This is a genomic window from Amycolatopsis thailandensis (assembly GCF_042723255.1).
GTDB classification, from domain to species: Bacteria; Actinomycetota; Actinomycetes; order Mycobacteriales; family Pseudonocardiaceae; genus Amycolatopsis; species Amycolatopsis thailandensis.
In genome coordinates this window covers 20,612-46,528 of record NZ_JBHXJK010000056.1, presented here as the reverse complement: position 1 = coordinate 46,528, position 25,917 = coordinate 20,612, and the positions used below count along the sequence as shown (strand labels likewise).

Genomic DNA, 25,917 nt, shown 5'->3' with positions numbered 1-25,917 from the left:
CTCTGTCTCACTCCCTGGACCTGCCGCTTTCCGCCGACCGGCGGCCCGGTGCACACGCGCGCGCGTGTCCGGACACAATGGGCGCGTGAGCGAGCCGATCCAGCCCAGCGAACTTGACGACCTCGTGGTGAGGATGACCGGTGTCGGGGTCCGCCGAACAGGCAACGACCTCCTCGCCGACCTCGACTGGACCGTGGAACTGGACGAGCGCTGGGTGGTGCTCGGCCCGAACGGCGCGGGCAAGACCACCCTGCTCCGGCTGGCCGCGGCCGAACTCCACCCGACCTCGGGAACGGTCGACCTGCTCGGCGACCGGATCGGCAAGGTCAACATCTTCGAGCTGCGCCCGCGGATCGGGTTCACCTCGGCCGCGATCGCCCAGCGGGTGCCCGCCGAGGAACGCGTCCTCGACGTCGTGGTGAGCGCCGGGTACGCCGTCGTCGGCCGCTGGCGTGAGGAATACGACAGCCTCGACACCGACCGCGCCCGCGAGCTGCTGGCCGCGCTCGGCATCCCGCACCTGGCCGAACGCACCTTCGGCACGCTGTCGGAGGGCGAGCGCAAGCGGACGCTGATCGCGCGTTCGCTGATGACCGACCCGGAGATGCTGCTGCTCGACGAGCCCGCCGCCGGCCTCGACCTCGGCGGCCGCGAGGACCTCGTCGCCCGCCTGTCCGAGCTGGCCCTCGATCCCGAGGCCCCGGCCATGGTGCTCGTCACCCATCACGTGGAAGAAATCCCGCCGGGATTCACCCACGCGCTGCTGCTGCGTGACGGCCGCGCGGTCGCGTCCGGTCTCGTCGACGACGTCGTGACCAGCGAAAACCTGTCCAAGACGTTCGACCAGGATCTCCTGCTCGAACGGTCCGGTGATCGCTTCTTCGCCCGTCGCCGCTGACGGGTCGTACTGACCGGTAGCCTGCAATCTGTCTTGGACGGTTAAGGAGGACGGCGTGGGAGAGTTCGTAAGTCTCGAGGTCGAAGGCGGGGTCGGGACGATCCGGCTGGACCGCCCGCCGGTCAACGCGCTGAACAACCAGGTGCAGGCCGAGCTGGCCGAAGCGGCCCGTGAGGCGTCCGAGCGCGACGACGTGCGCGCGGTGATCCTCTACGGCGGCGAGAAGACCTTCGCGGGCGGCGCGGACATCAAGGAGATGGCCGAGCGCACCTACCCCGAGATCGCGAAGTTCGGCGCGGCGCTGACGGCGTCGCTGGCCACCATCGCGAACATCCCGAAGCCGGTCGTCGCGGCCATCACCGGCTACGCGCTGGGCGGCGGGCTCGAACTCGCGCTGACCGCGGACCGCCGGATCGCCGGCGACAACGTCAAGGTCGGCCAGCCGGAGATCCAGCTCGGCGTCATCCCCGGCGCCGGTGGCACGCAGCGCCTCGCGCGGCTCATCGGCCCGAGCAAGACCAAGGACCTCGTGTTCACCGGCCGCTTCGTGAAGGCCGAAGAGGCGCTGGCGCTGGGCATCCTCGACGAGGTCGTGGCGCCGGACGACGTCTACGCCGCCGCGCACAAGTGGGCCTCGCAGTTCGCGAACGGCCCGGCTGTCGCACTTCGTGCCGCGAAGGCCGCCATCGACGGCGGTCTCGACACCGACCTCGCGAGCGGTCTCAAGCTCGAATCCCACCTCTTCGCCGCGCTGTGGGCGACCGAGGACCAGCGCAACGGCATGAAGTCGTTCATCGAAAACGGCCCTGGCAAGGCCACCTTCGAGGGGAAGTAAGCACGATGACCCAGGTGAACGACCCGGCGCCGAACCCCCACGCCACCGCCGAAGAGGTCAAGGCCGCCTTCGACGACCCCAAGCTCGCCAACGTGCTCTACCACGACTGGGAAGCCGGGACCTACGACGAGAAGTGGTCCATCTCCTACGACGAGCGCTGCATCACCTACGCGACGGACGTTTTCAACGCTGTCGCCGGTGAAGACGGCCAGCCGTACCCGACCGCGATGGAACTGGGCAGCGGCACCGGTTTCTTCCTGCTGAACCTGATGCAGGGCGGGGTGATCAAGAAGGGGTCGGTCACCGACCTCTCGCCCGGCATGGTCCAGGTCGCGCTGCGCAACGCCGAGAACCTCGGCCTCGACGTCGACGGCCGGGTCGCCGACGCGGAGCGGATCCCTTACGAGGACAACAGTTTCGACCTCGTCGTCGGGCACGCGGTGCTGCACCACATCCCGGACGTCCGCGCGGCGTTCGCCGAGGTGCTGCGGGTGCTGAAGCCGGGCGGCCGGTTCGTCTTCGCGGGCGAGCCGACGAAGGTGGGCGACTTCTACGCGCGCAAGCTCGGCCAGATCACGTGGTACCTCACCACGAACCTGACCAAGATCCCGGTGCTGAACAGCTGGCGCCGTCCGCAGGAGGAACTCGACGAGTCCTCCCGCGCGGCCGCGCTGGAGGCCGTGGTCGACATCCACACCTTCGACCCGTCCGACCTCGAGTCGATGGCCCGCGGCGCGGGCGCACAGGACGTCCGCGCGGTCACCGAGGAGTTCGCCGCCGCGCTCGCGGGCTGGCCGATCCGGACCTTCGAAGCCGCCGTGCCGCAGGAGAAACTGACCCTGCGCTGGCGTCTGTTCGCGTACCGGCTGTGGCTGCGACTGTCCGCTTTGGACAAGAAGCTGCTCGCGAAGGTGCTGCCGCGCGAACTGTTCTACAACGTGATGATCACCGGCACCAAGCGTTCCTAGGTGCCTTACGCGTTCACCCTCGACGACGTCGCCTTCCTGCGCTCCGGCGCGGGAAGCGCGGCGCTCGCCGAATGCTCGTCCCTGCCGCTGACCGACAAGACCCGCATCGCCGACGTCGCCGCCGTCCGCCGGATCGCCCCGGAGCACGCGGCCGCGGTACTGGAAACGGTGGTGCTGCGGCGGAAGTCGTCGGCAAAACTGGACTCCGCGGACTCGTGGCTGTTCACCGGCGACGCCCTCCAGCAGGCCAGCGCCACCCTCGTCGCCCGGCACCGGGCGTCGCGACTGGCGGGCCGCGACGTCCACGACGTGACGTGTTCCGTCGGCGCGGACCTGATCGAGATCGCCCGGGTCGCTTCCCGGGCGATGGGCTCGGATCTGGACGAGGTCCGCCTGGCGATGGCGCGTCACAACGCTTCCGAGGCCGGGGTTTCGCCGGTTCTGGCGCGTGCCGACGCGTTGCGGCCGGTCAGCCGGTCTTCGGTCGTCGTCGCCGATCCCGCCCGCCGCGACTCCGCCGGGCGCCGGGCGTGGAAGCCCGCCGATTTCCTGCCGCCGCTGGACGGCCTTGTCGAGGCGTACGCGGGCCGCGAGCTTTCGGTCAAATGCGCGCCGGGCCTGGATTTCTCCATCGCGCCCTGGGCGGACGAGGTCGAACTGGTCTCTTTGGACGGTCAGGTCCGCGAGGCGTGCCTGTGGCGCGGGGTGGGCTCGACGGTTTCCCGCCGCGCGACGGTGTTGCGTTCGGACGGTGCACAGTGGACGATCACCGACGCCGATCCCGACGAGATTCCCTCGCGTGAGCCGGGGGAATGGATCGTCGACCCCGACGGCGCCGTCGTCCGGGCCGGGCTCGTGCGGCATTACGCGGCGCGGCATGGCTTGTGGCAGCTCGACGAACGTATCGCGTATCTGACCGGGGACGTACCGCCTCCGGGAATCCGGGCGTTCCGGGTGTTCGAGTACGGACCGTACAGTGAGAAGAATCTTCGTGTACTGCTGAAAAAACACGATATCGGTCGGCTGGAGATCCTGGTCCGCGGTCTCGACATAGACCCGGATGCCTTGCGGCGCAAGCTGAAACCTCGCGGTGGTGAAGAAGCTACTTTGGTTCTGACCAGAATCGGCCGTTCTGGAGTAGCGTTCCTTTGCCGCGCACAGCTGACGTGAGGAGCACTTCCATGAGCCGGTTCACCGGTCTGCTGAAACTGGCCGCCGCGGCGGCCGCCGGAGCCGTCCTCGCGGGCGGTGCCACCGCCATCGCGAACCAGGACGACGCGGCCTGGCGGCGCGGGCACGAGCCCGCCAACATCGGCCAGGTCAAGCTCGACGTGAAGGCCTACTACGGCGACGTCGTCGTCGACGGCAAGCACCAGTACTCGGACGGCAGCCGGTTCGTCTCCGACACCAAACGCCAGGTCGCCGACGCCAAGCGCTATCTGCAGCGGAGGCTGGATCGCGGCGTGAAGAACCCCGCCGTCGTGTTCGACGTCGACGACACCGCCGAAGTCACTTATGGCTGGGAGGTCGACAACGACTTCGGTTTCGACCCGGTGAAGCAGCAGGAAGCGATCGACAAGGGCACGTTCGTCGCGAACAAGCCGGTGCTCGAACTGGCGAACTGGGCGGCGCAGCGCGGCGTGAAGATCTACTTCCTGACCGGCCGCAACGAGTTCCAGGGCCCGCAGTCGCTCAAGAACCTCGCGAACGAGGGCTACCCGGCGCCGGCGGGGGCGTTCTTCAAGCCGAAGACCACCGCGCCGGACTACCTGCCGTGCGGCCTGACCTGCACCACCGTCCAGTACAAGTCGGGCACGCGGAAGCACATCGCCTCGACCGGCGCGACCATCGTGGCCAACTTCGGCGACCAGTTCAGCGACCTCGAAGGCGGTTACGCCGAGTTCCCGGTGAAGCTGCCGAACCCGATGTACTACCTGCCCTGAGGGGAATATCCGCGCGGGCCGCGTCGCTGTGACGGGTAGCGGAGAAACCCCCGAGGGAGCTGATCCATGCCTGACAAGAAGGTGCTGAAGCCCAGCGCGAGCCACCCGCCGGCGTAGTACATCCCGCGTGCCGACGTCGACTTCGGCGTGTTGGAGCGGACGGAACACTCGACGTATTGCCCGTTCAAGGGCGACGCGTCGTACTACAGCATCCGCACCGGCGACGGCGTCGCCGAAAACGCCGTCTGGACCTACGAGGCGCCGCACGACGCTGTTGCCGAGATCAAGGACCACGTCGCGTTCTACCCGACGAAGGTGGACGCGATCGAAGAGCGCTGACCGCCGCCTCGCGCGTGCAATGAAGGGGCCTTTCATAGCAAAATTTGCTATGAAAGGCCCCTTCATTGCACGGGGGAGCTCTTCCGGAGCGCGGTCACACGAGGTGATTGATCCGGTCTCCGTCGGCGGCGAGAGAGGTGTCGGGCTCGATTCGCCAGGCGTCGAGGCCGGGAGTGTCGAGGAGCGCGTCGATCAGGGCCTCTTCGCCCGCGACCAGCGTCGAATCGAAGTCGACCTCGGTGGCCACGCACCACGCGCGGTCGTCCGGCCAGAACAGGTTGGGCGACTGCGCCTCGAACCAGCTCGGCCGCGGCCGCCAGCCGAGTTCCGTCGCCGAGGCCAGCGGCCCGGTGAACAGCAGGTAGTCGCGGCCGGGATGCCGCAGGCGCGGCGCGTCGAGGTGCTCGCGGGACAACGTCTTCTCGTCGGCCCAGCCGTAGCCCTCCCAGAGGCAGAACCAGGCGTCCGAGGCGGAAGTGTGGTCGCCCAGGACGGCCAGCAGGGCGATGAGGCTGTGCGACGGCAGCGTGCCGCGTCCCGGCGGTGAACCCCGCCAGAGCGATCCGGTGAGGTTCACCGGATCCGGGGAGCCGACGAGCGTGTGCCACTGCATGGCGCCGTGGGCGCGCCGTCCCGTTTCGGCCGCGGCGTCGCGCCAGCTCGCCCAGCCGCCGCGGTCGCGTTCGGCGGGGTGGCAGAGCCGGGCGTAGGCGGCGTAACCACGTGGGACGGTGCGGCAAGCAGCGCCGAACGCCCCGCCGAGCCTGGGGGAGATCCACTCGGCGGGGGACGGGTCGAGCACCGGCCGCAGCACGACGGCAAGTCTTCAGGAAGATCAAGTGACGCGCATCTTGTCGTTCTTGTCGGTGGGCGGGGGCATACTGCCGGGCGTGGGTGTTCCGCTGCGCCGCCGTTCGGGCCGTTCGGTGTACCGCGAAAGCACGCCGGTCGCGGAGGTGGCCGGCGTGGTCGAGAGCGCCTGGACGGGCTGGGTGGGGTGCCGTCGTCCGCTGCGGGTGTTCCCGGACGGTTGTGTGGACCTCGTCTGGGACGGGCGAGGGCTCGCCGCGGTCACCACGGTGCGCGGCGTGCTGAGACACGAGCTGCCGTCGGCGGAGTGGACCGTCGGGCTTCGTCTGAGGTGCGGTGTCGGCGGCGCGATGCTGGGGCTGCCGATGACGGACCTGACGGCGGAGGCCACTCCGCTGCGCGACCTGTGGGCGGGAAGGGCCCGTCGCGCCGAAGCCAGGCTGGCCGAGTGCGAGGCACCGGGCGAGGCGCGGTCGGTGCTGGAGGAGCTGGTCGCCGAAAGGCTGCGGGACGTCGAGCTGGACGGTCTCTCGATCGCGGCCGCTCGCGCGCTGCGTTCGCCGGGTGCCCGCGCCGATCGGGTGGCGGCGGCGCTGGGCGTGAGCGAGCGTGGCCTTCGGCGGCACGTGCGGCACGAAATCGGCGTCGGTCCCAAGGAATTGCAACGGGTGCTGCGGTTCCGCCGGTTCCTCAACCGGGTCGAGGCCGTCGCACGGGACCGTTCGTCACTCGCCGACGTCGCCGCCGAAGTGGGCTACGCGGACCAGTCCCACCTCGGGCGCGAATGCCGTCGGCTGTCGGACTCGTCGCCCGGCGCCCTCGTGCGATCGTGGACTGGCCGAAACGTTCCAGACTGAGCCGGGCCGCCGAGGCGAAGATCGGGAAGTGCCCGAACCTTTCCGCGTCACCATCGACATCCGGACCGACGATCTCGACATCAATGGGCACGTACGCGGCCCCGCCTATCTCGCGTACGCCGATCACGCGCGCTGGGAAAGCGTCTGGGCGGCCGGGGTGGACCCGCTGGCGCTCAAGGCCGCGAATCTCGGTCCGGTCAACCTCGAAACGACCATCCGGTTCCGCCGGGAACTCCGGGCCCGCGCGCGGATCGACGTCCTGACCCGGTTCGTCTGGGAACCGGGCAAGATCTCGCTGGTGGTCCAGGAGTTCGTCACACCGGACGGCACCGTGGTGGCCGAAGTCGAAAGCCTCTCCGGGCTGCTGGATCTCGAACGCCGCCGCCTGGTCCAGGATCCCGCGCTGCACTGGCGGAAGTACGCGGCGCGGCCGGAGATCCTCGGCCTGACGTGATCACCCGCCAGTTCTCCGCTGGTAAAGGCTGGTCGGCCAAGTCAGCTCGGGCGGATCCGCCACGTGCTCGAATCCCGCGCGTACGTAGAGCGCGCGCAAGGCGGGGTTGTCGCGCGTGGTCGCCACCCGGACGAAGGATTTGCCCCGCGCCGCCGCCCGCTCCCCGGCCCAGTCGATGATCCGGACCCCGAGCCCGGCTCCGGCCGCTTCCCGCGCCACCGCGAGGCGTCCCAGGTAGTAGGCCGGTTCCGTGTTTTCGCCCCAGAGGTCCGGCTCCGCTTTGGTGACCACGCAAGTCGCGATCGGCTTGTCGTGCCTGGTGATCAGCAGCGCTTCGCCCAGTGCGATCTGGCGATTCACCGATTCCCGGGGAAAACGTCGCGGCCATTGACGGATTCCGCGTCCGGTCAGCCACGCGGCGGCTTCGGCGAGGAGGTCGAGCACCGCGTCCTCCTCGCCGGGGCGGGCCGGGCGGATGGTGGCGTCCGGGGTGAGCGGCTCGGGGCCGGCGATGATCGGCATGGCTCGATAATGCCTCGTGGCCGGGCCGTGGTGGTTGGATATCTGTCATGGGGGATGTCATCGACGAGAACCTCGTACGGAAGTTGATCGCCGCGCAGTTTCCTCGGTGGGATGGGGCGCCGGTCGAACGATGGCCGTCCGGGGGCACGGTCAACGCTATGTTCCGGCTGGGCGACGACCTGGTCGTGCGGTTGCCGCTGACGGAAAGCGGCGCGGAGGACGTGGTGCTGGAGCGGACGTGGCTGCCCCGCATCGCGCCCCGGTTGCCCACGCGCATCCCGGAGTCGCTCGGGGCGGGGCAACCGGGCGAGGGCTACCCGTGGCCGTGGTCGGTCTATCGCTGGCTGCCGGGCGAGAATCCGCGGCCGGACGGCCCTTCGCCGTTGGCCGAAGATCTGGCCGAGTTCGTGCTGGCGATGCGGAGCATCCCTCTGGCAGGAGCGCCGAGGGCGTACCGCGGCGGGCCGCTCCCGGCGCTGGACACGGCCACCCGGTCGGCGATCGAGAGCCTGCGCGCCATCCCGGAGGAGAACGTCGACTGCGACGCTGTCCTTCGGCTCTGGGAGAACACGTTGCGAGCCGCAGACAGTGACGACGCGCGGGTATGGCTGCACGCCGATCTGATGCCGGGAAACCTGCTGGTGGACGGCGAAAGGCTTTCCGCGGTGATCGACTTCGGCTGTATGGGAGCGGGTGATCCGGCCTGCGATCTGTTCCCGGCGTGGAACCTGCTGTCCGACGAAGCGAGAGAAGTCTTCCGGGAAGCGCTGAAGGTGGACGAAGCCACCTGGAGCCGAGGCCGCGCGCGGACGCTTTCGCAGGCCCTGATCGCGTTGCCGTACTACCGGAACACGAACCCGGCGATGGCCGGCAACGCACGGCACGTGATCCGGACGGTGCTCCGGGAAATCACTTGATGCGCTGCTTACGGTTGCGGCATGACGAGGACGTTCCGGCTGGCCGAGGTCACCGCGGCCAACTTCGATGACGCGATCGGTGTGCGGGTTCGTCCTGACCAGAACCATCTGGTCGCGCCGGTCGTGAAGTCGCTCGCCGAGGCATACGTGTACCCCGGCACGGCCTGGCCCCGGCTCATTCTCGACGGTGACCGGCCGGTCGGTTTCCTCATGGCCTTCCTCGACATCGACTTCGCAGGTGACGGAACGGGCACCGATCTCCGTTCGGGTCTCTGGCGGCTCAACATCGCGGCCGGCGAGCAGGGCCGTGGCTGCGGCCGCTTCGCGGTCGAGGCTGTGGCCGCCGAGATCCGGCGTAGGGGCGGTAGCCGCATGACCACCACCTGGCATCCGGGCGCGGACGGGCCTGAAGGGTTCTATCTGAGGCTCGGTTTCGTCCCGACTGGAGAGACGAGCGGTGATCAGATGGTCGGTGAGTTGGCGCTGGACTAGCTTGCTCGCACCGGACCCGGCGCCGTTGACCGCCGCCCTCGAAGCGGACAAGCGCGTGGTGGGGGCCTGTCGGCACTTCGCCGTGCTTGGTTGCGCGCTGCTGCGCTATCGCGGAATCGCCGCTCGAGTCCACTGTGACCGGTGCGGACTACTATGCCCTGCTCGATGAGCTCGCGGGCGCGTGTGCCACCGACGATCCTGAGAACGTCACCGCGCTTTACGGTCATCAGGATCTACGCGTGCCGGAGAGCCTGATCCGCTGACGGAGTCGGATCAGATCACTTTGCGGGAGGGCTGGCGGGGTTCGGCCTATGTCCTGAGGTGCATCGTGTTGCGCCTCGGTTCTCCGGTGGGGTCGAGGTAGGCGGGAGCGGTGAATTCGGGGAGTCCGTCTTGGGCGATCTGGACTTTCCATTCGCTGTGGTGGATCAGCCGGTGGTGTTTGGCGCAGAGCAGGACGAGGTTGTCGATCTTCGTTTCGCCGTGGTGCCGCCAGAAAACAATGTGATGTGCGGTGCAGCGGGGTACGGGCATGTCGCAGCCCGGGAAGGCGCAGCCGCCGTCGCGGATCGTCAACGCATACTTCTGCGCTAACGACACTGTCCGTTTCGACCGCCCGATATCCAGAGGCTCGCCCGCTGTACCGAGAACACCCGGCCTCACCCGAGCATCACAGGCGAGGATCCGGGCGTCGGTCGCGCTGATCGGGCCCACGAGATCGAGGTGAGCTTCGCCGAGATCCCGGATCAGGTCCTCATAGGACATGGTGACCAGGATGTGGGTGGCCTCCCCTGCCTGGCCGGGCAGGTTCCGGCTGGTCGTCTTCAACCGCACGTAGTCGGTGAAAGCATCCCCGTAGCGTTCGTCCTGGGTGCGGGAGTCCCGGACCCCGTCGATCGCCTTGTGTGGTTTGGCCATCGGGTCGAGGTCGGACTTCAACCGCGCGTAGGTTTCCAGGTCAAGGGTGGCTTTCAAACCGAGCGTCCCGTCGCGGTGTTTGACGAACCGCAACTCCGGCCGCACATCCTTCGGGTCCTCATCGCGCGGCTCTTTCCCATCAGGATCGAACTTGTCTAGCAAACGCCGCCCGGCCCGGGCGATCGCACGAGGACCGGCACGGCGGGCGAGGTCGACCAGGATTTTCTCCCCGCCCCGCACCTCCTCCTCCGGAACGCTCGACGGGATCCGCGCCAGGGTGCGGATGATCGCGTCGATCTGTGACCCACCGATCGCGCCTTCCGCGGCGGCTTGAGCGGTCAATGGTGCCAACGGAGGCTCAGGATCCCCGCCGATCGACGGACCGGGATACAACGCCAGCACCCGATCCGCACGATCCTTGGCTTCCTTGTCCGACACCAGGAAATCCTCGAAAATCATCGCCGCCAACGTCGAATGACCACTGCATCCCCGCACCCCGCGAGCATTGATCTCCGCCAGGATCGCGTTCTGCTCCGCATCCGCCTGACGCTTGAGGACTTCCAACTCCTGTTTGCGGGCATGCAACGCAGCCGTGTCGACGCGCCACCACTCGGTGCGCGTCGTCTCGGGTCTCTCGCTGCCGGCCACGAAATCAATGATACTCCTGTTCGAACACCTGTGCTATCAAATATTAGGGGTAACTGTTCGAGTCCATTGTTTTTCGTTGGTGCGCCTTGGAATAATCTTGTTGTGGGAGAAGGGGGCGGCTGTCATATGGCAGGCTTGCGGCGTTGATTGCCGCGTAGGCGGTGGAACTCGCTCGTGCTCGTGAAGAAATCACTCGGCTGTAGGGCGAGGTTGCTCAGCTGAGGCGTCGGCTGAGGATGACGGCGCTGCCTGAACGGTCGACCCTGTGCTAACCTCGACCCCGAGCCCCGTATGGGCCTACGCATGGAGGTAGCGGCTACTCGGCCACCAGAGATCGGCACACACCGTCTCTTGTCTTCGCTCATCCCCTCGTCAGTGGGATGACGTCTCCATGCGTGCGCTCAGAACCCGGGCGTACCAAGACTTGTGCCCTTTTCCGGTGATCGTTCCGCGTCCTCCTGTCGATACAGCGATGGGAAAGGACCGCATTGACCGGCTTCAACGACCAAGTGATCAGTGAATTCAGGCAGAACAAGGGAAAACTCGGCGGCATGTTCGAGGGGTGGCGGCTGATCCTGCTGACCACCACCGGTGCCAAGAGTGGTGAGCGGCGCACGAATCCGTTGGGGTACCTCGAAATCGACGGCAAGACCGTCGTCGTCGCTTCGAACATGGGAGCGCCGAGGCATCCCGGCTGGTATCACAACATCCGGCACGATCATCGCGTCACGATCGAAACCGGGACCGAAAGCTACGAGGCGATCGCTGCCATCCCGCCCGCGGCGGAACGCGACACGTTGTTCGCGAAGGTTGTCGCCGAGGATCCCGGATTCGCCGAGTATCAAGCGAAAACGACGCGTGAACTGCCCGTCGTGATCCTGCACCGGATCGACGACCGGGTGCGGGGATTGGGGGACTTCCTGGTGGAGGTCCACGAGTGGCTGAGGGAGGAACTCAAGACAGTGCGCGCCGGGGTCGAAGACCTGGTGGCGGGCCGTGCCGATTCGCTCACCCTGGGGAAATCCTTGCGGGCACACTGTGTTTCGTTCTGCGAGGCGCTGACCAAACATCACACCGGTGAGGACATGGGCGCGTTTCCGATGCTGGCGCAACGGTTTCCCGCGCTCGCGCCGGTGTTGACGAAGCTTGGGGAGGACCACGTCCTCGTCGCGACGTCGCAGAAGCGGATCCGTGAGCTCGTCGAGGGTTACGTCCACGGCGAGAGCGACCCGATCCGGTTGCGCGACGACTTCGACGAGCTCGCAGGCAAGCTGGAAGCCCATTTCGCCTATGAAGAACGAACCGTCGTGACAGCACTCAACGTGACGGCACACGGCTGATCGGGTGGATGCCCCGGGGGCCGGCCCCGGGGCGTGTACCGTGGTAAACGGCGGCGCCCTCGGGCGCGACGCCGCGAGACGGTGGAATTCGCCCCTGGTCTCGCTGAAGACCGCGCGACAGCGGTCCCCTTTCGAAAGGTTTCATCGTCAGTACTCACAACACGAACAGTGCGCTGTTCAGTCATCCGCTCGAAGCCCAGGCCGAGCGATACGACCACAAGACCGCCCAGGGTGAGCGATACATGGATCTTTTTCGCGAACCCTCTTATCCCGCAACGGAACCTTCGGCCGACGCCGTTCGTTGAACAACCTGGTCCAACGTTTTGGGTGTCGTGTTGTCCAAGCACGCTCGCGCAGAATTCGTCGCGGGCATGCCTTTTCGTGCGCCGCGTCGTGCTCAGGCTCTCGTAGCTGACACAAGCCTCGGCCCTCGACAAGAAACGGCGACATGACCTCAGTTTTGAGACCCTCGGACACCGAAGAGCGGCGGACGCCGCAACCCTTGATGTCCGGGGAACAGTCCCGCACCGAAAACCTCCTCGTCAAGCTGTTCGCGGTGGTCCCTCTGCTGGCGCTGGCCGCCTCCGTCCCCTTCGCGTGGGGCTGGGGACTCGGCTGGGTGGACCTCGGCCTGGCCGTCGGGTTCTACTTCCTGACCGGTCTCGGCGTGACCGTCGGTTACCACCGCTACTTCACCCACGGCGCCTTCAAGGCCAACCGCGGCCTGAAGATCGCCCTCGCGGTCGCAGGCAGCATGGCCATGCAGGGCCCGGTCATCGGCTGGGTGGCCGACCACCGGCGCCACCACGCGTTCGCCGACCGAGAAGGCGACCCGCATTCCCCGTGGCGGTTCGGCACCACCCCGGCCGCGCTCGCCCGCGGCTTCTGGCACGCCCACATGGGCTGGCTGTTCGAACGCGAGAAGACCAACGCTCGAAGGTTCGCCCCGGACCTGCTCGCCGACCGTGACCTCGCGCGCGTCGACAGGCTGTTCCCGCTGCTCACCGTCGCGACCCTGCTCGCGCCCGCCGTCCTCGGCGGCGTGATCACCTTGTCGTGGTGGGGCGCGGTCACCGCGTTCTTCTGGGCGAGCCTCGTCCGGGTGGCGCTGCTGCACCACGTCACCTGGTCGGTGAACTCGCTGTGTCACCTGATCGGCGACCGCCCGTTCGCCGCCCGCGACAAGTCCGCGAACTTCTGGCCGCTCGCCATCGCCTCGATGGGCGAGTCGTGGCACAACTCCCACCACGCCGACCCGACCGGCGCCCGGCACGGCGTCCGCCGCGGCCAGCTCGACATCTCCGCGCGGCTGATCCGGCTGTTCGAGAAGGCGGGCTGGGCGACAGACGTCCGCTGGCCAAAGGCCGATCGTCTCGGCCGCAAGCTCAACCCCGGCCACACTCTGTCACTGCGGCGGAGCACCTGAGCCGTTCACGATGGCGTCGATCAGCTCCGGCCCGTCGGAGAACGCCGGGTCGTTGTGATCGGCGCCGGGAACCTCGACCACCGTGGCACTCGCCGCCCGCGCCACTTCGCGGCTCTGCTCGGCCGGGACGACCGAGTCCGCGGAGCCGAAGACGACGGTGACCGGCGCCTCGACCCGCGCGACGTCGCCCCGGGTCGGGAACTCGTCCCGCAGCAGCAACCGGACCGGCAGGAACGGGTAGTGCCGCTGCCCGACCGAGGCGAGGTCGACGAAGGGCGAGCGCAGCACCAGAGCGGACGGCGGACGTTCGACGGCCAGCTCGGCGACCACCGCCGAGCCGAGGCTTTCGCCGAAGTACACCAACGGCGCGCCGGCTTCGCGCGCCAAGAACTCCTGGGCGGCGCGGACGTCCAGCGCTAGCCCGTCCTCGGACGGGTCACCGGGATTACCCCCGTACCCGCGATAGTCCACGAGCAGCACCGACAGGCCGCGTGCGGTCAGCGCGCGGGCCAGCGGCGCCCGGTACGACCTGTTGCCGGCGTTGCCCGGCGCCACCAGGACGGCCGCCTTCGCGGAGACGACCGGGAAGTACCAGCTCGCGAGGTGTAGCCCGTCCGAGGTGGCGAGCGTGACGTCCCTTCCGCCGGGTAGCACGTCGGCCGCGCCGGGAAGCGGGCCGCCCTCGGGGAGATAGATCAGCTCGCGCTGAAACGCGAACGCGCCGCCGAAGACCACGCCGACGATGCTGACCGCCACCGCCGTCCCGATCGACACCCGCCTGCGCATACCTCCATCATGCTCGTCACGAGTCCGGTTTGCCCTGTTCGGTGATCGCGCCGGTCACCACCGAGACCACGACGCACAGCGCGATGACGACCTCGGCCCAGAGGAAGGCCGTGTAGTCCAGCAGCGACCCGATCGGTGGCGAACCCGGGGCCAGATTGCGGAATCCGGCGAGCGCGAACAGGGTCGCGGCCATGAACCCGAACGACGGCCAGACCAGGCCGCGCCGTCGCGCGATCAGATGCCGGGCGCCGAAGAACACCGCGATGGCGAGACCCCACATGGTGATCATCATGAACAAGGCGAAGACCAGCACACTGGTGGAGCGGCTGAACCGGACGTCGAGGCCGCCTTGGTCCTCCGTCGCGCGATAGTCCTTGACGGAGAAGGAGAACAGACTGTCCACTTTGTCCAAGGTGAACAGCACCGGCGCGGGTTCCCCGTTGTGGACGGCCGCGAACTCGATCCGCGCCTCGTAGCCGTCGAACGGGTAGTCCGTGACGGCTCCGCCGGTCAGCGCGATCGGGATGTCGAGACTGGAGATCCGCTGGTGCGCCGGGAAGACGCGGTCGTCGCGAAGGCTGGACGAAGACAGCAGACGCAGTTCGCCGGTCGGCGCCACCCCGTCGTCTTCCCCGAACCGCCCGAGCGGGACGACCAGCACGCGCAGCACGGCCTCCCGCGCGGCGGCGTCCACCTTGAGGACGGAGGCGTTGACCTCGACCCGGTCCGGCGCGTGCGACCCGGCCCAGTGCCCGGTGTCGCCCGCGGTCCGGTCCGCGCTGTACAGCCACAGGCCGAGAGCGGCGGCGATCACCACGGCGGGCACGACGGCGATGGCCTTGACCGCCGGAGTGATCTTTCGCATGGCGGCCATCGTGGCAGTCCGGAGCCGGTTCGGCCGCGATTGTCATGCCGAAGGGTGATCAGGGCTTCGTCATGGCGAGACCGAACCGGGCGAACAAGGCCGGGTCGATGAAGGAGGTGATTTCGCGGATCCTGTCGTCCCGCAGGGACAGCACGTTGATCGACCAGGCGTGGTGGACGGCGTCCGCCGATTCGCCGACGTAGCAGGCGAAAGCCGGCTGGCCGTTGGCGGTGATGATCTCGTTGCGCCAGCTCGGGCATCGCCCGAGTGGGACCTCGGCGGCGAAGTCGGAGACAGCCTCGATGCCGCGATACCAGTGCGCGAGCGGCGGCATGGACCAGGTGACGTCCTCGGTCAGCAACGCCACGAGCGCGTCGGCGTCGCCGCGTTCCAGCGCGGAGGCGAAGTCCGCGGCGATCTCGCGGATCCGCGCGTCTTCGAGCTTCCGCGGCGTCCGCTGCCTGCCCCGTGACGGGGCCTTCTCGGCCACGATCGCCCGTGCGCGTTGCAGCGCGCTGTTCACCGCCGCGGCCGACGTGTCCATTATGGACGCGATTTCGGCGGCGGAGAAGCCGAGGACGTCGAAGAGCAGCAGCGCCGCCCGCTGGTTCCCCGGCAGATGCTGGAGCGCGGCGACGAACGCCAGCTCGACGGCCTCACGCTGCTCGTACCGGGTGTCCGGCCCGGCCGGGCCCCAGCCGAGGCTCCCGTCGGGGTACGGGCCGAGCCACGCGACCTCGGTCACCGGGGCGTGTTCGAGCACCGCCCGTTCGCTCGACGGGCCGAGGTCCATCGGCAGGGCGCGCCTGCCGCGTGCGGCGGCGGTGTCGAGGCAGGTGCGGGTGGCGACGGTGTAGAGCCAGGTCCGCATCGAGCTCCGGCCCTCGAAGCGTTCCAGGCCCTGCCAGGCCCGCAGGAGCGCGTCCTGCAAGGCGTCGTCGGCGTCGTGGGCCGAGCCCAGCATGCGGTAGCAGTGGGTGTGCAATTCGCGGCGCAGCGGCTCTACCAGACGGTCGAACGCCGCGCCGTTTCCGTTGCGGGCTTCGGTGACGTCCGGGTCCTCGGCGCGCGGGAAATCTTCACTCACAGTCGACGATTGTGCTCTTACTTGGCGCGGAGCGCGGTGACCGCAGGGGTGAACATCGTCGTCTTGATCGCGGCCAGCGTGCCCCGGTCCTTGCCCGCCAGCGGGCGGACGAGGTCGGCCGCGTACTCCAGCAGCGCGGACTTCTCGGCGACGGCGTCCACGAGTCCCAGGTCCCGCGCGTCCGTGCCGCCGAAACGCCGTCCCGTGGTCATCGACGCGATCGCGGCGGCGGGGGTGATCTTGCTCTGGATGAGCCCGGCCATCCCCGGCGTGAACGGGATGTTGATGTCGGCTTCGGGGAAGCAGAAGAAGCCGCGGTCGGCGCGCATCACGCGGAAGTCGTGCGCCATCGCCAGCATGGCCCCGGCGCCGAAGGCGTGCCCGTTGATCGCGGCGACCGTGTGCACGCCGAGGGTGAGCACCCGGGCCAGCAGTTCGTGGACGTCGGCGACGTACTGCGCGGCCTGGGCGGGGTTGCCGGTGAGCCATTCGAGGTCGAGGCCGTTGGAGTAGAACTTCCCGGATCCGACCGTGACCAGTACCGCGGGATCCGGATAGGCGACGACGGTGTCGAGCTGGGAATGGACGGTCTCCAGCCAGGACGGCGAGAAGCGGTTCTCGTCGTCCCCGAGGTCCAGCAGGAACACCGGGGCGTCGTGGCGAAGGGTCGGCATGGTCAGTCCTTTCGTGGGGGTGGGAGCAGGAGTATGGCGTGGACCGCGGCGGCGAGGCGGACGCGGGAGTCTTCAGGGATCGGCTCACCCGAGGTGAAGGCGCGGCGGAACAGGGCCGTCGGCAGATCGACCACGCAGGTGGTCAGTACCTCGACCGCTTGCGCGTCCCGCCGGCCCCAGAGCCGTTCGGCGAGCCTGACCAGCAGTGCGACCAGGCGTTTGTCGAGCGCCAGGAGATCTCCGGCGAGGTCTTCGGGGACCTGCGGGCCGAGCAGGTGCTCCTTCTTGACGGTGATGAGCAGACGGGCGGCCTCCGGCCTGCGGCCGGCGAAAGCGGCCGGCGCGTCCGCCGCTGCGGCGACCGCGGCGGCCGGGTCTTCGGCCTGGTCCGCCAGTTCGGTCTGAAGGTCGAGGAATCCGCTCGCCGCCCGGAGCCAGACGTGGGCCAGCAGGGCGCCGAGGGAGCCGAAAGCGTGGTAGATCGTGCCGTTCGGGACTTCCGCGGCGGTCGCGAGCGACCGGACGGTGACGCCTTGGGCGCCGCGCTCGACGACGAGGCGCTCGGCCGCGTCGAGCAGCCGGTCCAGGTCGTGCACGCGGGGGCGGGCCATGGCGCGAGAATAACAGAGCGCTTGCTCTAAAACCGGGGAACGACGCCCGCGAACGAGCTTTCCGAGGGTGTGACGTGCTTCACGCGCCGCGCTGTCACATCGGTCCGGAGGCAGGGGTCAACCCGACGAACCACCGAGACCCCAAGGAGAAACCGAAATGACCACCGCCTACGTCATCGTCACCCTCTTCGGAGCGTTCATGGCCGCCTTCTCGGCCGCCTCGATCTTCTTCCGCGCCAAGTGGGTCGTGCAGCCGCTCGCCGATTACGGCGTTCCGCGCACCTGGTGGGCCCCGCTCGGCGTCGCCAAGGCGGCGGGCGCGCTCGGCCTGGTCGCCGGCCTGTGGGTGCCCGCGCTCGGTGTCGCCGCCGGGATCGGCCTGGTGCTCTACTTCGCCGGTGCCGTGATCACGGTGCTCCGCGCGCACTGGCCGTCGCACGTCGCGTTCCCGCTGATGTACCTGGCGCCCGTCGCCGCTTCGCTGGTGCTCGGCTTCGTCGCCTGAAGTCAGACGCTGCGCAGCACCGAGACCACGACACCCAGCACTGCCGCACGATCCCCGTCTATGACCTCGTAGGCGGGGTTGCGCGGTTCGAGGTACACGTGACCGTCGCGGCGGCGGTACACCTTCACCGTGGCCTCTTCGTCGATCATCGCGGCGACGATCTGCCCGGAGTGCGCCTCCTGCTGTTGCTTCACCACGACGATGTCGCCGTCGCAGATCGCCGCGTCGATCATCGAGTCACCGCGCACCCGCAGCCCGAAGACGTTGCCCCGCCCGGTGAGTTCACGCGGAAGGGTCATCACGTCGTCGACGTGCTCGACGGCCGAGATCGGCGTTCCCGCGGCGATGTCACCGACGACGGGAACCGGCACGGAGTCCTCTGTGGATTCCCGGGAGGTGGTCCCGTGCAGGAAGGCGCGGACGTCGATGGGGCGGGAAATGGAGCTGCTGCGGCGGAGGAAACCCTTCTCCTCCAAGGCCGCCAGATGCTTCGACACCGAGGACGTCGAACGCAGTCCGACCGCTTCGCCGATCTCGCGCGTGCTCGGCGAGTACCCGTGCTCCACCACCCATTCGCGGATGGTCAGCAGGATCTTCTGCTGGCGCTCCGGCAGCGAAGCGGCTTCCTCGAACACGTCAAGATCGTGGTAGGCGGTCATCAACGGAATGGTAGTTCGTGCAGGCCGCCGCGATCGTCGCGGTGTCCCAGTAGAACGGCCGTACCTCGGTGATGTATCCGTCCTCGACGGTGATGGTCTGCAGGATCGGGAAGTCCAGTTCGCGGCCGGTGGCCCTCGACCGGACGTGCACGTGAGTCAGGACGACCAAGGGACTGGTCTCGCTCAGGAAGCTCTGCTCCACCAGATCGAAGACCTCCCAGGTGGCGCTCATGGCGGCGAAGAAGCGTTCCATGTCTTCGTGGCCGCGCCAGATCCCGCCGTACGGCAGGCCGTCCGCCTGGTGCAGCACCACATCGGGGGAGAAGAACGGGGCGAGCGGCGCGAACGTCGTGTTGCCGGGGCCGCCCGCGGCGAAGTAGGCGGATTCCGCCGCGTACATGCCTTTGAGTACGGAGAGGGCGTCTGTCGTCGAGGTCACGACGACCACTGTGGTGCGTGGCCCGGAAGAACACCGGCGGATATCGGCCGTGAAGATCGGCCGGATGGCCGCCCGCCCGGGCCGAAAGTCCGATTCCTCGAACGCCTTCGCGAGGTTGACTCGATGGTATGAACACGAAGATCACCGCCGCCGTCCTCGCCGCCGCGACGGCCACCGTCGCCCTGTCCGGATGCGGCCTCAGGGAAGGCTTGACCGAAAAGGCCAACGGGCACGTCAAGACGGTCGGCTACACGACCGGCGCGGCGGGCAAACGCGACAAGGACGCCCGGCTGCCGGAGTGGGTGCCGGACCGGGCGCGAGCGGTCACGGAGGTCATCCGGACGACGGGTTCGGAGCGGATCCTGCGGTTCACCGGCGGGACACTGCCCGCCGACTGCGCCCCGGGGGCGGCCTCGACCCAGCCGGCCACGCTCGCGGCCCAGTGGTGGCCGCAGGGGCAGGAGAGCCGGACGGACAAGGTCTGCGGTGACTGGCACGTGCTCGTGCAAGGTGACGACGTGTTCGCGTTCAAGCCGGAGACGCTGGTGAGCACGAGGTCTTGAGTCACTCCGGCGGGGACAGCGCGTCGACGCACGCGGCGAGGTCGTGCAGCAGTCTGTCCCGCTGGGCCGCGGCAAGCGGTTCGAGCATCCGTTTCTCCACCTCGCGCACGAGACCGCTGGCGGCGCGGAGCTGAGCGCGCCCGGCGGGGGTGAGCGTGCTGGGCAGGGCGCGGCCTTGCGGCGCCGTCGTCGGACGGGTGACCAGCCCACGGTCCTGTAATCCGCGCAGCACCAGGTTCATCGACTGCCGGGTGACGAACACGGCCCGCGCCAGTTCCGCGTTGGACAGCCCCGGCCGCTGTGACAGCACTTCGAGGCAGGAGTACTGCGGCACCGTGAGGTCGAGGGGGCGCAAAGCGACGTCCATGGCCGTGCGAAGCGCCGTCGCCGCTCGTTTCAGCAGGTACCCCACCGACTGGTCCAGCGGGCCGACCGTCTCGCCTTGACTCATGTCAGCATCATGACATACCTTGGCCATGTCAACACCCTGACATGGAGGACGACATGACCGTGACCGGACCCGATTTCTTCTCACTGCAAGTACGCGACCTCGACCGCGCCGCCGCGTTCTACGAGACCCACCTCGGACTGAGCAGACTGCCCGTCGCGCCGCCCCACGCGGTCGTGTTCGGCACCAAGACGATCCCGTTCGCGGTGCGGGAACCCGTGCCGGGCACCGACCTCGACGCCATCTCCCCGCGGCCGGGGTCGGGCGTGGCGCTGTGGCTGCACGCCGACGACACCCAGGCGCTGCACGACAGGCTGGTCGACGCGGGCGTCACCATCCTCACGGAGCCTTTCGACGGGCCGTTCGGCCGCACGTTCGCCTTCGCCGACCCGGACGGCTACGCGATCACCGTGCACGACAAGGCCTGAGCTGACCTGCCGGAGTAGCGCGAGGGCCCGCGCGTCGGAGGAGCCTGCGGGGCCCTTCTTCGGCTGACAGGGTGTGCCAGGCCGGTGCCAGCGTCGTGTGCGTGACCTGCCAGCGGACCGCGACAGTCTCTGGAATGTCATTCCAGTCGCGAATCCGAGGAGTCACCATGAACACCCCTGTCACGATCATCGGCGCCGGTCTCGGCGGCCTCACCCTGGCCCGCGTCCTGCACGTCCACGGCATCCCGTCGGAGGTCTACGAGGCGGAAGCGTCCCCGACCGCGCGGCTGCAGGGCGGGATGCTCGACATCCACGACTACAACGGTCAGCTCGCCCTCGCCGCGGCGGGACTGATGGACGAGTTCCGCGGCATCGTCCTGGAGGGCCGTCAGGCGCTGCGGGTCCTCAATGTCGACGGGACCGTCCTGTTCGAGCGTGAGGACGACGGCACGGGCGGCCGTCCCGAGGCGCAGCGCGGCGACCTGCGGAAGATGCTGCTCGACTCGCTCCCCGAGGGCACCGTCCGCTGGGGGCACAAGGTCGCCGCCGTCCGGACGCTCGACGACGGCCGTCACGAGGTGACGTTCGAAAACGGCACCCTCGTCGTCGCCGGGCTCCTGGTCGGCGCGGACGGCGCGTGGTCGCGCGTCCGGCCGCTGCTCACCGGCGCCGTCCCCGAGTACAGCGGCACGTCGATCGTCGAGACCTATCTGTACGACGCCGACACCCGGCACGCCGCCGTGGCGGAAACGGTCGGCGGCGGGTCGATGTTCGGGAACGGGAGCACGCCGGGCATGGGGATCAACGCCCACCGGGAAACCGGCGACACCTTGCACGCCTACGTGGAGCTCGTCCGGCCGCTGGAGTGGTTCGACGCCATCGACTTCTCCGACGCCGAGGCGGCCAAGGCGCGGATCGCCGCCGAGTTCGAGGGCTGGTCGCCCGAGCTCACCGCGCTGATCACCGACAGCGACATCGCGCCGATCCACCGTCCCGCCTACGCCCTGCCGTCCGGGCTGCGGTGGGATCGCGTCCCGGGCGTGACCCTGCTCGGCGACGCCGCCCATCTCGCGCTGGCGAACGGGGAAGGCGCCAACCTGGCCATGCTCGACGGCGCCGAGCTCGGCAAGGCCCTCGCGGCGCGTCCCGGCGACGTCGAGGCCGCGCTCGGCGAGTACGAGCAGGCCATGTACGTCCGGTGCGAAACGCCCATCGAGGAGGACTTCCTGCTCGAAAGCATCTTCGGCGACGAGGTCCCTCAGCAGCTGCTCGACATCTTCGAGCGGCGGGACTGAGTCAGGCCCAGCCGAGCTTTTCGTAGAACGGGGTGATCCACGCCCGGAACCGCTCCCCGTGGATCTCCTGGGCGGCGGCGATCAGGGCGTCCGGGTCCTCGGCCGGTGTCAGGCCGCGTTCCCGGAGCCACTCGGCGAACATCTCGTGCGAGCCGCTGTGGTCGTCGTCTTCCTCGCGGTAGTAGTAGGCGGAGTCGTGGTCGACCGTGATCTCGGTGTCGAATCCCAGCAGCCGCAGGAAATCCCGGAAATCGCGGGCGACGACGTACTCACCGCCCTCGTCGCCGAAGACCACGATCGGCAGCAGGGCGAGGTCCGTCTCGTCATCGGCGCGCCAGATCGCGTAGGTCGAGCCGCTCCCGTTCGCCTGGGCGAAGGGAATCACCCGCGAAAGGAACGCGGGGTCGTCCAGCTCCTGGGGGAAGCTGCTCTTGCGGTCGTAGTCGTGCAGCTCGAAGCCGTCGGCGAGGTAGTCGCGGGTCGAGTCGTAAAGGTCCTTCAGTTCGTTCAGGACCGGGATCGGTGAATACACGCGGTCACTCTAGGCGGATCCGGACGTCGGGCGGCCCGCTCCGGCGTAATCGTCGCCCTGCTTCCGGTAGGTGTGCACCTGCACCGCCTGTCCGGTCTGCGGGGCGTCGATCATCTGCTGGTTCCCGATGTACAGCCCGACGTGGTGGATCTTCGTGTTCGGCTCGCCGTAGAAGATCAGGTCGCCCAGCTGGGGATCGACCACCTTGCTGACGCTGTGGTACTGCGTGTGGGCAGTGCGCATGAGCTTCACCCCGGCGCTCGCGTACGCGGCCGTCGTCAGGCCGGAGCAGTCGAAACCGGGGTCGCCGCCGCCGGTGCCGTTGCCGCCCCAGACGTACGGCAGGCCGATCTTGTCGATGGCGAAGTTGACCGCGCTCAGCGCCGCCGCGTTCGGTGGCTGCGGGCTCTGGCCGACGGTGCCGTAGACGTTCACGGTGGCGAGGGTGCGGTGCATCAGCAGCGGCGCGGGCTGCAAGGTGCTCACCGCGCTCCACCACGTCTGGCCCTGGCCGAGGTCGCGCCCGCCCGCGCACAGGGCGCGGCCGGCGGTCAGCGTGGCGTCGTCGATGTTCTGCGGGTTCGGTTTCCCGCCGCTCGCCGAGGCCTGGAACTGGCTCCACACCGACGGCGTCAGCTGGAGCGGTCCGCTGGCGTTCGCGGACGAGACGACCTTGTTGTAGAAGTCGCGGACCTCGACCGCGCCGAGCGGGACGGTCATCACGCCGTCGTCCTTCAGGCTCGAGCCGGTGGCGCGGCCGTGATCCGAGCCGATCTTCCCGAGCGCCGCCAGCGTCACCCAGGACAGCCTGCAGCCCGGCGTCTCCTTGCTCAGCGTCACGGTGGTCTTCGCGTAGCCGGTCATCGCGCGCAGCGGGATGTCGAGCCAGCCACTGGTCTTCGACACCCAGGCGTCGAACTCCTGCCCCATCTGCTGCGGGACCTTCGGCTGTTCCTTCGGCATCTCCGCGGGGGCGGACGACGTCGGCGGAGCGGGCGGGGCCGACGCCGGCGCGGCGACGGCCTCCGGCTTCGGCTCGTCCTTCGGCGCGAAGGTGACCGCGGCGATCAAAGCGGCGCCCGCGACGACCACCGCGGCGATGATCACCGGAAGTCTGCGGCGGCGGGAGGTTCCCTGCTCCATCACCGGCCTCCGGTGAGCCGGCCGAGGACGAACTCGCGGAAGGCGTCGACGTCGGTGGTCAGCGCGACGTCGATGGTGCGGCCGGGCACGGCCTGCGGATCGGTGCTTCGCAGCCTTCGCCGGTCTACGAGCGTCGCCCCGCGCGCGGGGCCGAAGCCGCACTCGACGTCCACGGGGTACGACTCGGTGTGGAGGATGCCCGGCCGGATCGCTTCGGCCACCGCGACCGCGTCGTGCATGACCATCCCGGGGATGCCGAGGATCGGGGTGTAGTGCCGGACGTAGGTCGGGGTCAGCGCTTCGAGCGCCGCGCCGAGCGGGCCGGACGCGGCGAGTTTGCCGAGCCAATCCGTGTCGACCGAGCACTGGTGCGTGATGTCGAGCGGGACCAGCACGGTCGGGACGTCCCCGTCGACCAGCACCCGGCGCGCGGCCTCGGGGTCGCTCCAGATGTTGAACTCGGCGGCCGTGGTGGAGTTCCCCTTGGTCACCCCGCCGCCCATGATGACGATCCGGCCGATCTTCTCGCGGATCTCCGGATGCGCCGCCAGCAGCAGCGCGATGTTCGTGAGCGGGCCGATCGGGGCGATGGTCACCGGCTCGTCGGCGGCCTCCAGCAGATCCACCAGGAGGCGGACGGCGCCGCGTCCGTCGAGCGGGCGCTTCGCCTCCGGCAGCGTGCCGGCGTGGCCGGACAGCCCGTCCTCGCCGTGGACGAACCCGGCGGGCTTGGCGTTGTCGTAGACCAGCGGCCGCGAGGCACCGGCGGCGACGGGGACGTCTTCGCGGCCGAAGAGCTGAAGCAGGCGGCGCGCGTTGGCCGTGGTGTGGCTCAGCGGGACGTTGCCGAACACCGTGGTCACACCGAGCAGGTCCACGTCCTCGGATTGCGTGGCCAGCGCCAGCGCGAAGGCGTCGTCGACCCCCGGGTCGGTGTCGATGATCAGCTTGGTGCCCATGCGCTTGCTCCCCTTTGCGGTCGGCGGCCTGATCACAGGTTACGGTCACCGGTATGACGTCCATGTGGGGTGCGCCCGCGCTGACGCGGCTCCGTGCCTGGGGCCAGGCCCGCCGTGATCCGCGGCAGGCGAAGTTCCTGACCAAGGATTCGCTGCGCTGGGTGCTGCGGAACCGCGCGTACACGCCTTGGTACCTGGTCCGGTACTGGCGGCTGCTGAAGTTCCGGATCGCGAACCCGCACATCATCCTGCGGGGGATGGTCTTCCTCGGCAAGGACGTCGAGATCCACTGCCGTCCCGGCTACGGACGGCTGGAGATCGGCCGCTGGGTGCACATCGGCGACGGAAACGCCATCCGCTGCCACGAGGGTTCACTGCGCATCGGCGACAAGGCGGTGTTCGGCCGCCAGAACGTGCTCAACGGCTACCTCGACATCGAGCTCGGCGCGGCCACGCTCGTCGCGGACTGGGTGTACATCTGCGACTTCGACCACGTCACCACTGACATCACCGTCCCGATCAAGGACCAGGGCATCGTGAAGTCGCCGGTCCGGATCGGGCCGGACACCTGGATCGGCACCAAGGTCTCCGTGCTCAAGGGCACCCGGGTCGGCCGCGGCTGCGTCCTCGGCGCGCACGCCGTGGTGCGGGGCGACATCCCGGACTACTCGATCGCCGTCGGTTCGCCGGCACGCGTCGTCCGGAACCGGCAGGACGACTACGCGGCCGACGCCGCGCGCCGCGAGGCTGTCGCGGACATGGCGCGTAAGGCGAACAAGGCACTCCAGAAAACCCTGGGCGTGGACTCGTAACTCGCGTGCTTGAACACGTGACTCGCGTGCTTGAAGACGTAACTCGCGTGTTCAGAGACGGATCTCGTGTGTTCCGCCTTCAAGCACGTGAGATCCGCCTCCAAGCACGCGAGTGCGGTTTCTGAGCACGCGAGTCACGTGCTCGTGCACACCGGGAACTAGCCGCGCAGCTGCTCGCGGACCTCCATGAGCGCGAAGCCCAGGAGGTTCTGCCCGCGCCAGTAGTCGGGGCGGGTGGCGTTCTTGTCGTCGCGGGCGACGCCGCTGCCCCAGACCAGGTCCATCTTGGACGCCTCGACGATCACCTTGTCGCCGGTGCCCAGCAGGAACTCCCGCTCCTCGTCGTGCTGGCGGAACTTCTCCAGGTTGCCGTCGATCACGATGTCGAAGCGGTGCCGCTCCCACACCTCGGCGTCGAAGCCGGAGACCTCGCGGCCGAGGATCTTGGCGGTCTTAGGGTCCGGCGCCTGACGGATGGCCACCGCGGCCTCGTGATCGCCGAACAGTTCCGCCTTGCTCGCCATCATGTAGTGCTCGGCCGTCGGGTACCGCTCGCCGTCCGCGACGAACGGCGCGAGCCACCACTGGCTCAGGCAGGCCGCGTTGACCCGGCCGCTCTTGAGCGGCGTGTGGCCGTAGAAGAGCTGGTACTCGGGCTCCGCGCCGCTGTGGACCAGCTCGCGCAACGCATCGAGACTCCGGACTCCGTCGACCTTGCTCACCATGGCGACCAGTGGACCACAG

The 25,917-nt window shown here is 68.9% G+C and carries 34 protein-coding genes; 19 read left to right on the top strand and 15 right to left on the bottom strand.

Annotation, left to right across the window (positions count from 1 at the left end; genetic code table 11):
* The first annotated feature begins 85 nt into the window (after positions 1 to 85).
* The 6 genes from ACFWMR_RS22870 to ACFWMR_RS22845 all read left to right on the top strand — a co-directional run bounded on the left by ACFWMR_RS22870 (position 86) and on the right by ACFWMR_RS22845 (position 4,983).
* Positions 86 to 898 carry an ABC transporter ATP-binding protein gene (locus tag ACFWMR_RS22870; RefSeq protein WP_093935494.1) on the top strand — a complete coding sequence of 271 codons (813 nt, stop codon included), beginning with the start codon at positions 86 to 88 and terminating at the stop codon, positions 896 to 898.
* A gap of 55 nt (positions 899 to 953) precedes the next feature.
* Positions 954 to 1,733: an enoyl-CoA hydratase/isomerase family protein gene (locus ACFWMR_RS22865; protein ID WP_005167845.1), complete on the top strand. Its 780-nt coding sequence runs from the start codon at positions 954 to 956 to the stop codon at positions 1,731 to 1,733.
* Positions 1,734 to 1,738: 5 nt separating this feature from the next.
* Positions 1,739 to 2,701 carry a class I SAM-dependent methyltransferase gene (locus ACFWMR_RS22860; RefSeq protein WP_378379797.1) on the top strand — a complete coding sequence of 321 codons (963 nt, stop codon included), beginning with the start codon at positions 1,739 to 1,741 and terminating at the stop codon, positions 2,699 to 2,701.
* Positions 2,702 to 3,871: a class I SAM-dependent methyltransferase gene (locus ACFWMR_RS22855; protein WP_378379796.1), complete on the top strand. Its 1,170-nt coding sequence runs from the start codon at positions 2,702 to 2,704 to the stop codon at positions 3,869 to 3,871. It abuts the gene before it with no gap.
* A gap of 11 nt (positions 3,872 to 3,882) precedes the next feature.
* On the top strand, positions 3,883 to 4,644 hold the full coding sequence (locus ACFWMR_RS22850) for an HAD family acid phosphatase (RefSeq protein ID WP_378379795.1): 762 nt from the start codon (positions 3,883 to 3,885) through the stop codon (positions 4,642 to 4,644).
* Between the two features lie 120 nt (positions 4,645 to 4,764).
* Positions 4,765 to 4,983 carry a DUF427 domain-containing protein gene (locus tag ACFWMR_RS22845; RefSeq protein WP_378379803.1) on the top strand — a complete coding sequence of 73 codons (219 nt, stop codon included), beginning with the start codon at positions 4,765 to 4,767 and terminating at the stop codon, positions 4,981 to 4,983.
* A 94-nt stretch (positions 4,984 to 5,077) separates the two neighbouring features.
* Here ACFWMR_RS22845 and ACFWMR_RS22840 read toward each other — a convergent pair whose 3' ends face one another.
* Complete coding sequence (locus ACFWMR_RS22840) at positions 5,078 to 5,797, bottom strand: hypothetical protein (protein ID WP_378379794.1); 720 nt, start codon at positions 5,795 to 5,797, stop codon at positions 5,078 to 5,080.
* A gap of 76 nt (positions 5,798 to 5,873) precedes the next feature.
* On the opposite strand from ACFWMR_RS22840, the gene ACFWMR_RS22835 reads away from it, so the two are divergent.
* Together ACFWMR_RS22835 and ACFWMR_RS22830 are read left to right on the top strand one after the other, a co-directional pair.
* Positions 5,874 to 6,650: a helix-turn-helix domain-containing protein gene (locus ACFWMR_RS22835; RefSeq protein ID WP_378379793.1), complete on the top strand. Its 777-nt coding sequence runs from the start codon at positions 5,874 to 5,876 to the stop codon at positions 6,648 to 6,650.
* A gap of 28 nt (positions 6,651 to 6,678) precedes the next feature.
* A complete protein-coding gene (locus tag ACFWMR_RS22830; RefSeq protein WP_378379792.1) occupies positions 6,679 to 7,104 on the top strand; it encodes an acyl-CoA thioesterase in 426 nt (141 codons plus the stop codon).
* On the opposite strand, the gene ACFWMR_RS22825 is transcribed toward ACFWMR_RS22830, so the two are convergent.
* A complete protein-coding gene (locus ACFWMR_RS22825; RefSeq protein WP_378379791.1) occupies positions 7,105 to 7,626 on the bottom strand; it encodes a GNAT family N-acetyltransferase in 522 nt (173 codons plus the stop codon). It abuts the gene before it with no gap.
* 47 nt (positions 7,627 to 7,673) lie between these two features.
* Here ACFWMR_RS22825 and ACFWMR_RS22820 point away from each other — a divergent pair, with 47 nt between their 5' ends.
* From ACFWMR_RS22820 to ACFWMR_RS22805, 4 genes are read left to right on the top strand one after another with little or no spacing between them, the layout of a single operon-like run.
* The gene (locus ACFWMR_RS22820; RefSeq protein WP_378379790.1) at positions 7,674 to 8,543 is read left to right on the top strand and encodes an aminoglycoside phosphotransferase family protein; all 870 of its coding nucleotides are present in this window, start codon (positions 7,674 to 7,676) and stop codon (positions 8,541 to 8,543) included.
* Between the two features lie 21 nt (positions 8,544 to 8,564).
* Positions 8,565 to 9,035, top strand: coding sequence for a GNAT family N-acetyltransferase (locus ACFWMR_RS22815; protein WP_378379789.1), 471 nt, complete (start codon positions 8,565 to 8,567; stop codon positions 9,033 to 9,035).
* Entirely contained in the window at positions 9,001 to 9,204 is a 204-nt protein-coding gene (locus ACFWMR_RS22810) for a transglutaminase domain-containing protein (RefSeq protein ID WP_378379788.1), read from the top strand. Before ACFWMR_RS22815 ends, ACFWMR_RS22810 begins: the two co-directional genes overlap by 35 nt.
* On the top strand, positions 9,170 to 9,298 hold the full coding sequence (locus tag ACFWMR_RS22805) for a hypothetical protein (RefSeq protein WP_378379804.1): 129 nt from the start codon (positions 9,170 to 9,172) through the stop codon (positions 9,296 to 9,298). The genes ACFWMR_RS22810 and ACFWMR_RS22805 overlap by 35 nt, the downstream gene beginning before the upstream one ends.
* A gap of 46 nt (positions 9,299 to 9,344) precedes the next feature.
* Here the strand turns inward: ACFWMR_RS22805 and ACFWMR_RS22800 are convergent, their stop codons facing one another.
* Entirely contained in the window at positions 9,345 to 10,610 is a 1,266-nt protein-coding gene (locus ACFWMR_RS22800) for an HNH endonuclease signature motif containing protein (protein WP_378379802.1), read from the bottom strand.
* A 479-nt stretch (positions 10,611 to 11,089) separates the two neighbouring features.
* Between ACFWMR_RS22800 and ACFWMR_RS22795 the strand changes: the two genes are divergently transcribed.
* Positions 11,090 to 11,941 (top strand): nitroreductase/quinone reductase family protein, encoded by an 852-nt coding sequence (locus ACFWMR_RS22795; RefSeq protein ID WP_378379787.1) that lies wholly within the window; start codon positions 11,090 to 11,092, stop codon positions 11,939 to 11,941.
* Between the two features lie 448 nt (positions 11,942 to 12,389).
* On the top strand, positions 12,390 to 13,367 hold the full coding sequence (locus tag ACFWMR_RS22790; protein WP_378379786.1) for an acyl-CoA desaturase: 978 nt from the start codon (positions 12,390 to 12,392) through the stop codon (positions 13,365 to 13,367).
* Here the strand turns inward: ACFWMR_RS22790 and ACFWMR_RS22785 are convergent.
* Genes ACFWMR_RS22785 through ACFWMR_RS22765 form a run of 5 tightly spaced genes read right to left on the bottom strand, consistent with a single transcriptional unit; the run spans position 13,347 to position 17,390 of the window.
* The gene (locus ACFWMR_RS22785; RefSeq protein WP_378379785.1) at positions 13,347 to 14,153 is read right to left on the bottom strand and encodes an alpha/beta hydrolase; all 807 of its coding nucleotides are present in this window, start codon (positions 14,151 to 14,153) and stop codon (positions 13,347 to 13,349) included. The two genes, ACFWMR_RS22790 and ACFWMR_RS22785, sit on opposite strands and share 21 nt — an antisense overlap.
* Before the next feature lie 16 nt (positions 14,154 to 14,169).
* The gene (locus tag ACFWMR_RS22780; protein WP_378275650.1) at positions 14,170 to 15,018 is read right to left on the bottom strand and encodes a DUF4436 family protein; all 849 of its coding nucleotides are present in this window, start codon (positions 15,016 to 15,018) and stop codon (positions 14,170 to 14,172) included.
* A gap of 58 nt (positions 15,019 to 15,076) precedes the next feature.
* Positions 15,077 to 16,105 (bottom strand): sigma-70 family RNA polymerase sigma factor, encoded by a 1,029-nt coding sequence (locus ACFWMR_RS22775; RefSeq protein WP_378379784.1) that lies wholly within the window; start codon positions 16,103 to 16,105, stop codon positions 15,077 to 15,079.
* Positions 16,106 to 16,122: 17 nt separating this feature from the next.
* Entirely contained in the window at positions 16,123 to 16,779 is a 657-nt protein-coding gene (locus tag ACFWMR_RS22770; protein ID WP_378379783.1) for an enoyl-CoA hydratase-related protein, read from the bottom strand.
* A 2-nt stretch (positions 16,780 to 16,781) separates the two neighbouring features.
* Positions 16,782 to 17,390, bottom strand: a complete 609-nt coding sequence (locus ACFWMR_RS22765) for a TetR family transcriptional regulator (RefSeq protein WP_378379782.1) — start codon at positions 17,388 to 17,390, stop codon at positions 16,782 to 16,784.
* A gap of 157 nt (positions 17,391 to 17,547) precedes the next feature.
* On the opposite strand from ACFWMR_RS22765, the gene ACFWMR_RS22760 reads away from it, so the two are divergent.
* On the top strand, positions 17,548 to 17,895 hold the full coding sequence (locus tag ACFWMR_RS22760) for a DoxX family protein (protein WP_378379781.1): 348 nt from the start codon (positions 17,548 to 17,550) through the stop codon (positions 17,893 to 17,895).
* A 2-nt stretch (positions 17,896 to 17,897) separates the two neighbouring features.
* Here the strand turns inward: ACFWMR_RS22760 and lexA are convergent, their stop codons facing one another.
* Both lexA and ACFWMR_RS22750 read right to left on the bottom strand, forming a co-directional pair.
* Positions 17,898 to 18,554 (bottom strand): transcriptional repressor LexA, encoded by a 657-nt coding sequence (gene lexA, locus ACFWMR_RS22755; RefSeq protein WP_093935513.1) that lies wholly within the window; start codon positions 18,552 to 18,554, stop codon positions 17,898 to 17,900.
* The gene (locus tag ACFWMR_RS22750; protein ID WP_378379780.1) at positions 18,532 to 18,993 is read right to left on the bottom strand and encodes a nuclear transport factor 2 family protein; all 462 of its coding nucleotides are present in this window, start codon (positions 18,991 to 18,993) and stop codon (positions 18,532 to 18,534) included. Before ACFWMR_RS22750 ends, lexA begins: the two co-directional genes overlap by 23 nt.
* A 128-nt stretch (positions 18,994 to 19,121) precedes the next feature.
* On the opposite strand from ACFWMR_RS22750, the gene ACFWMR_RS22745 reads away from it, so the two are divergent.
* Positions 19,122 to 19,556 (top strand): hypothetical protein, encoded by a 435-nt coding sequence (locus ACFWMR_RS22745; protein WP_093935514.1) that lies wholly within the window; start codon positions 19,122 to 19,124, stop codon positions 19,554 to 19,556.
* Position 19,557: 1 nt separating this feature from the next.
* On the opposite strand, the gene ACFWMR_RS22740 is transcribed toward ACFWMR_RS22745, so the two are convergent.
* Positions 19,558 to 20,007 (bottom strand): MarR family winged helix-turn-helix transcriptional regulator, encoded by a 450-nt coding sequence (locus ACFWMR_RS22740; RefSeq protein ID WP_378379779.1) that lies wholly within the window; start codon positions 20,005 to 20,007, stop codon positions 19,558 to 19,560.
* A 53-nt stretch (positions 20,008 to 20,060) separates the two neighbouring features.
* Between ACFWMR_RS22740 and ACFWMR_RS22735 the strand changes: the two genes are divergently transcribed.
* Entirely contained in the window at positions 20,061 to 20,432 is a 372-nt protein-coding gene (locus ACFWMR_RS22735; RefSeq protein ID WP_093935675.1) for a VOC family protein, read from the top strand.
* A 167-nt stretch (positions 20,433 to 20,599) separates the two neighbouring features.
* Complete coding sequence (locus ACFWMR_RS22730; RefSeq protein ID WP_378379778.1) at positions 20,600 to 21,727, top strand: FAD-dependent oxidoreductase; 1,128 nt, start codon at positions 20,600 to 20,602, stop codon at positions 21,725 to 21,727.
* 1 nt (position 21,728) lies between these two features.
* Here the strand turns inward: ACFWMR_RS22730 and ACFWMR_RS22725 are convergent, their stop codons facing one another.
* Genes ACFWMR_RS22725 through ACFWMR_RS22715 form a run of 3 tightly spaced genes read right to left on the bottom strand, consistent with a single transcriptional unit; the run spans position 21,729 to position 24,361 of the window.
* Entirely contained in the window at positions 21,729 to 22,259 is a 531-nt protein-coding gene (locus ACFWMR_RS22725) for a hypothetical protein (RefSeq protein WP_378379777.1), read from the bottom strand.
* A 9-nt stretch (positions 22,260 to 22,268) separates the two neighbouring features.
* On the bottom strand, positions 22,269 to 23,402 hold the full coding sequence (locus tag ACFWMR_RS22720) for a C40 family peptidase (RefSeq protein WP_378379776.1): 1,134 nt from the start codon (positions 23,400 to 23,402) through the stop codon (positions 22,269 to 22,271).
* Positions 23,402 to 24,361 carry a nucleoside hydrolase gene (locus ACFWMR_RS22715; protein ID WP_378379775.1) on the bottom strand — a complete coding sequence of 320 codons (960 nt, stop codon included), beginning with the start codon at positions 24,359 to 24,361 and terminating at the stop codon, positions 23,402 to 23,404. The genes ACFWMR_RS22720 and ACFWMR_RS22715 overlap by 1 nt, the downstream gene beginning before the upstream one ends.
* A gap of 53 nt (positions 24,362 to 24,414) precedes the next feature.
* Between ACFWMR_RS22715 and ACFWMR_RS22710 the strand changes: the two genes are divergently transcribed.
* Positions 24,415 to 25,173: an acyltransferase gene (locus tag ACFWMR_RS22710; RefSeq protein ID WP_093935520.1), complete on the top strand. Its 759-nt coding sequence runs from the start codon at positions 24,415 to 24,417 to the stop codon at positions 25,171 to 25,173.
* 158 nt (positions 25,174 to 25,331) lie between these two features.
* Here the strand turns inward: ACFWMR_RS22710 and ACFWMR_RS22705 are convergent, their stop codons facing one another.
* A complete protein-coding gene (locus tag ACFWMR_RS22705) occupies positions 25,332 to 25,898 on the bottom strand; it encodes an NADAR family protein (protein ID WP_378278476.1) in 567 nt (188 codons plus the stop codon).
* Positions 25,899 to 25,917: the final 19 nt, after the last annotated feature.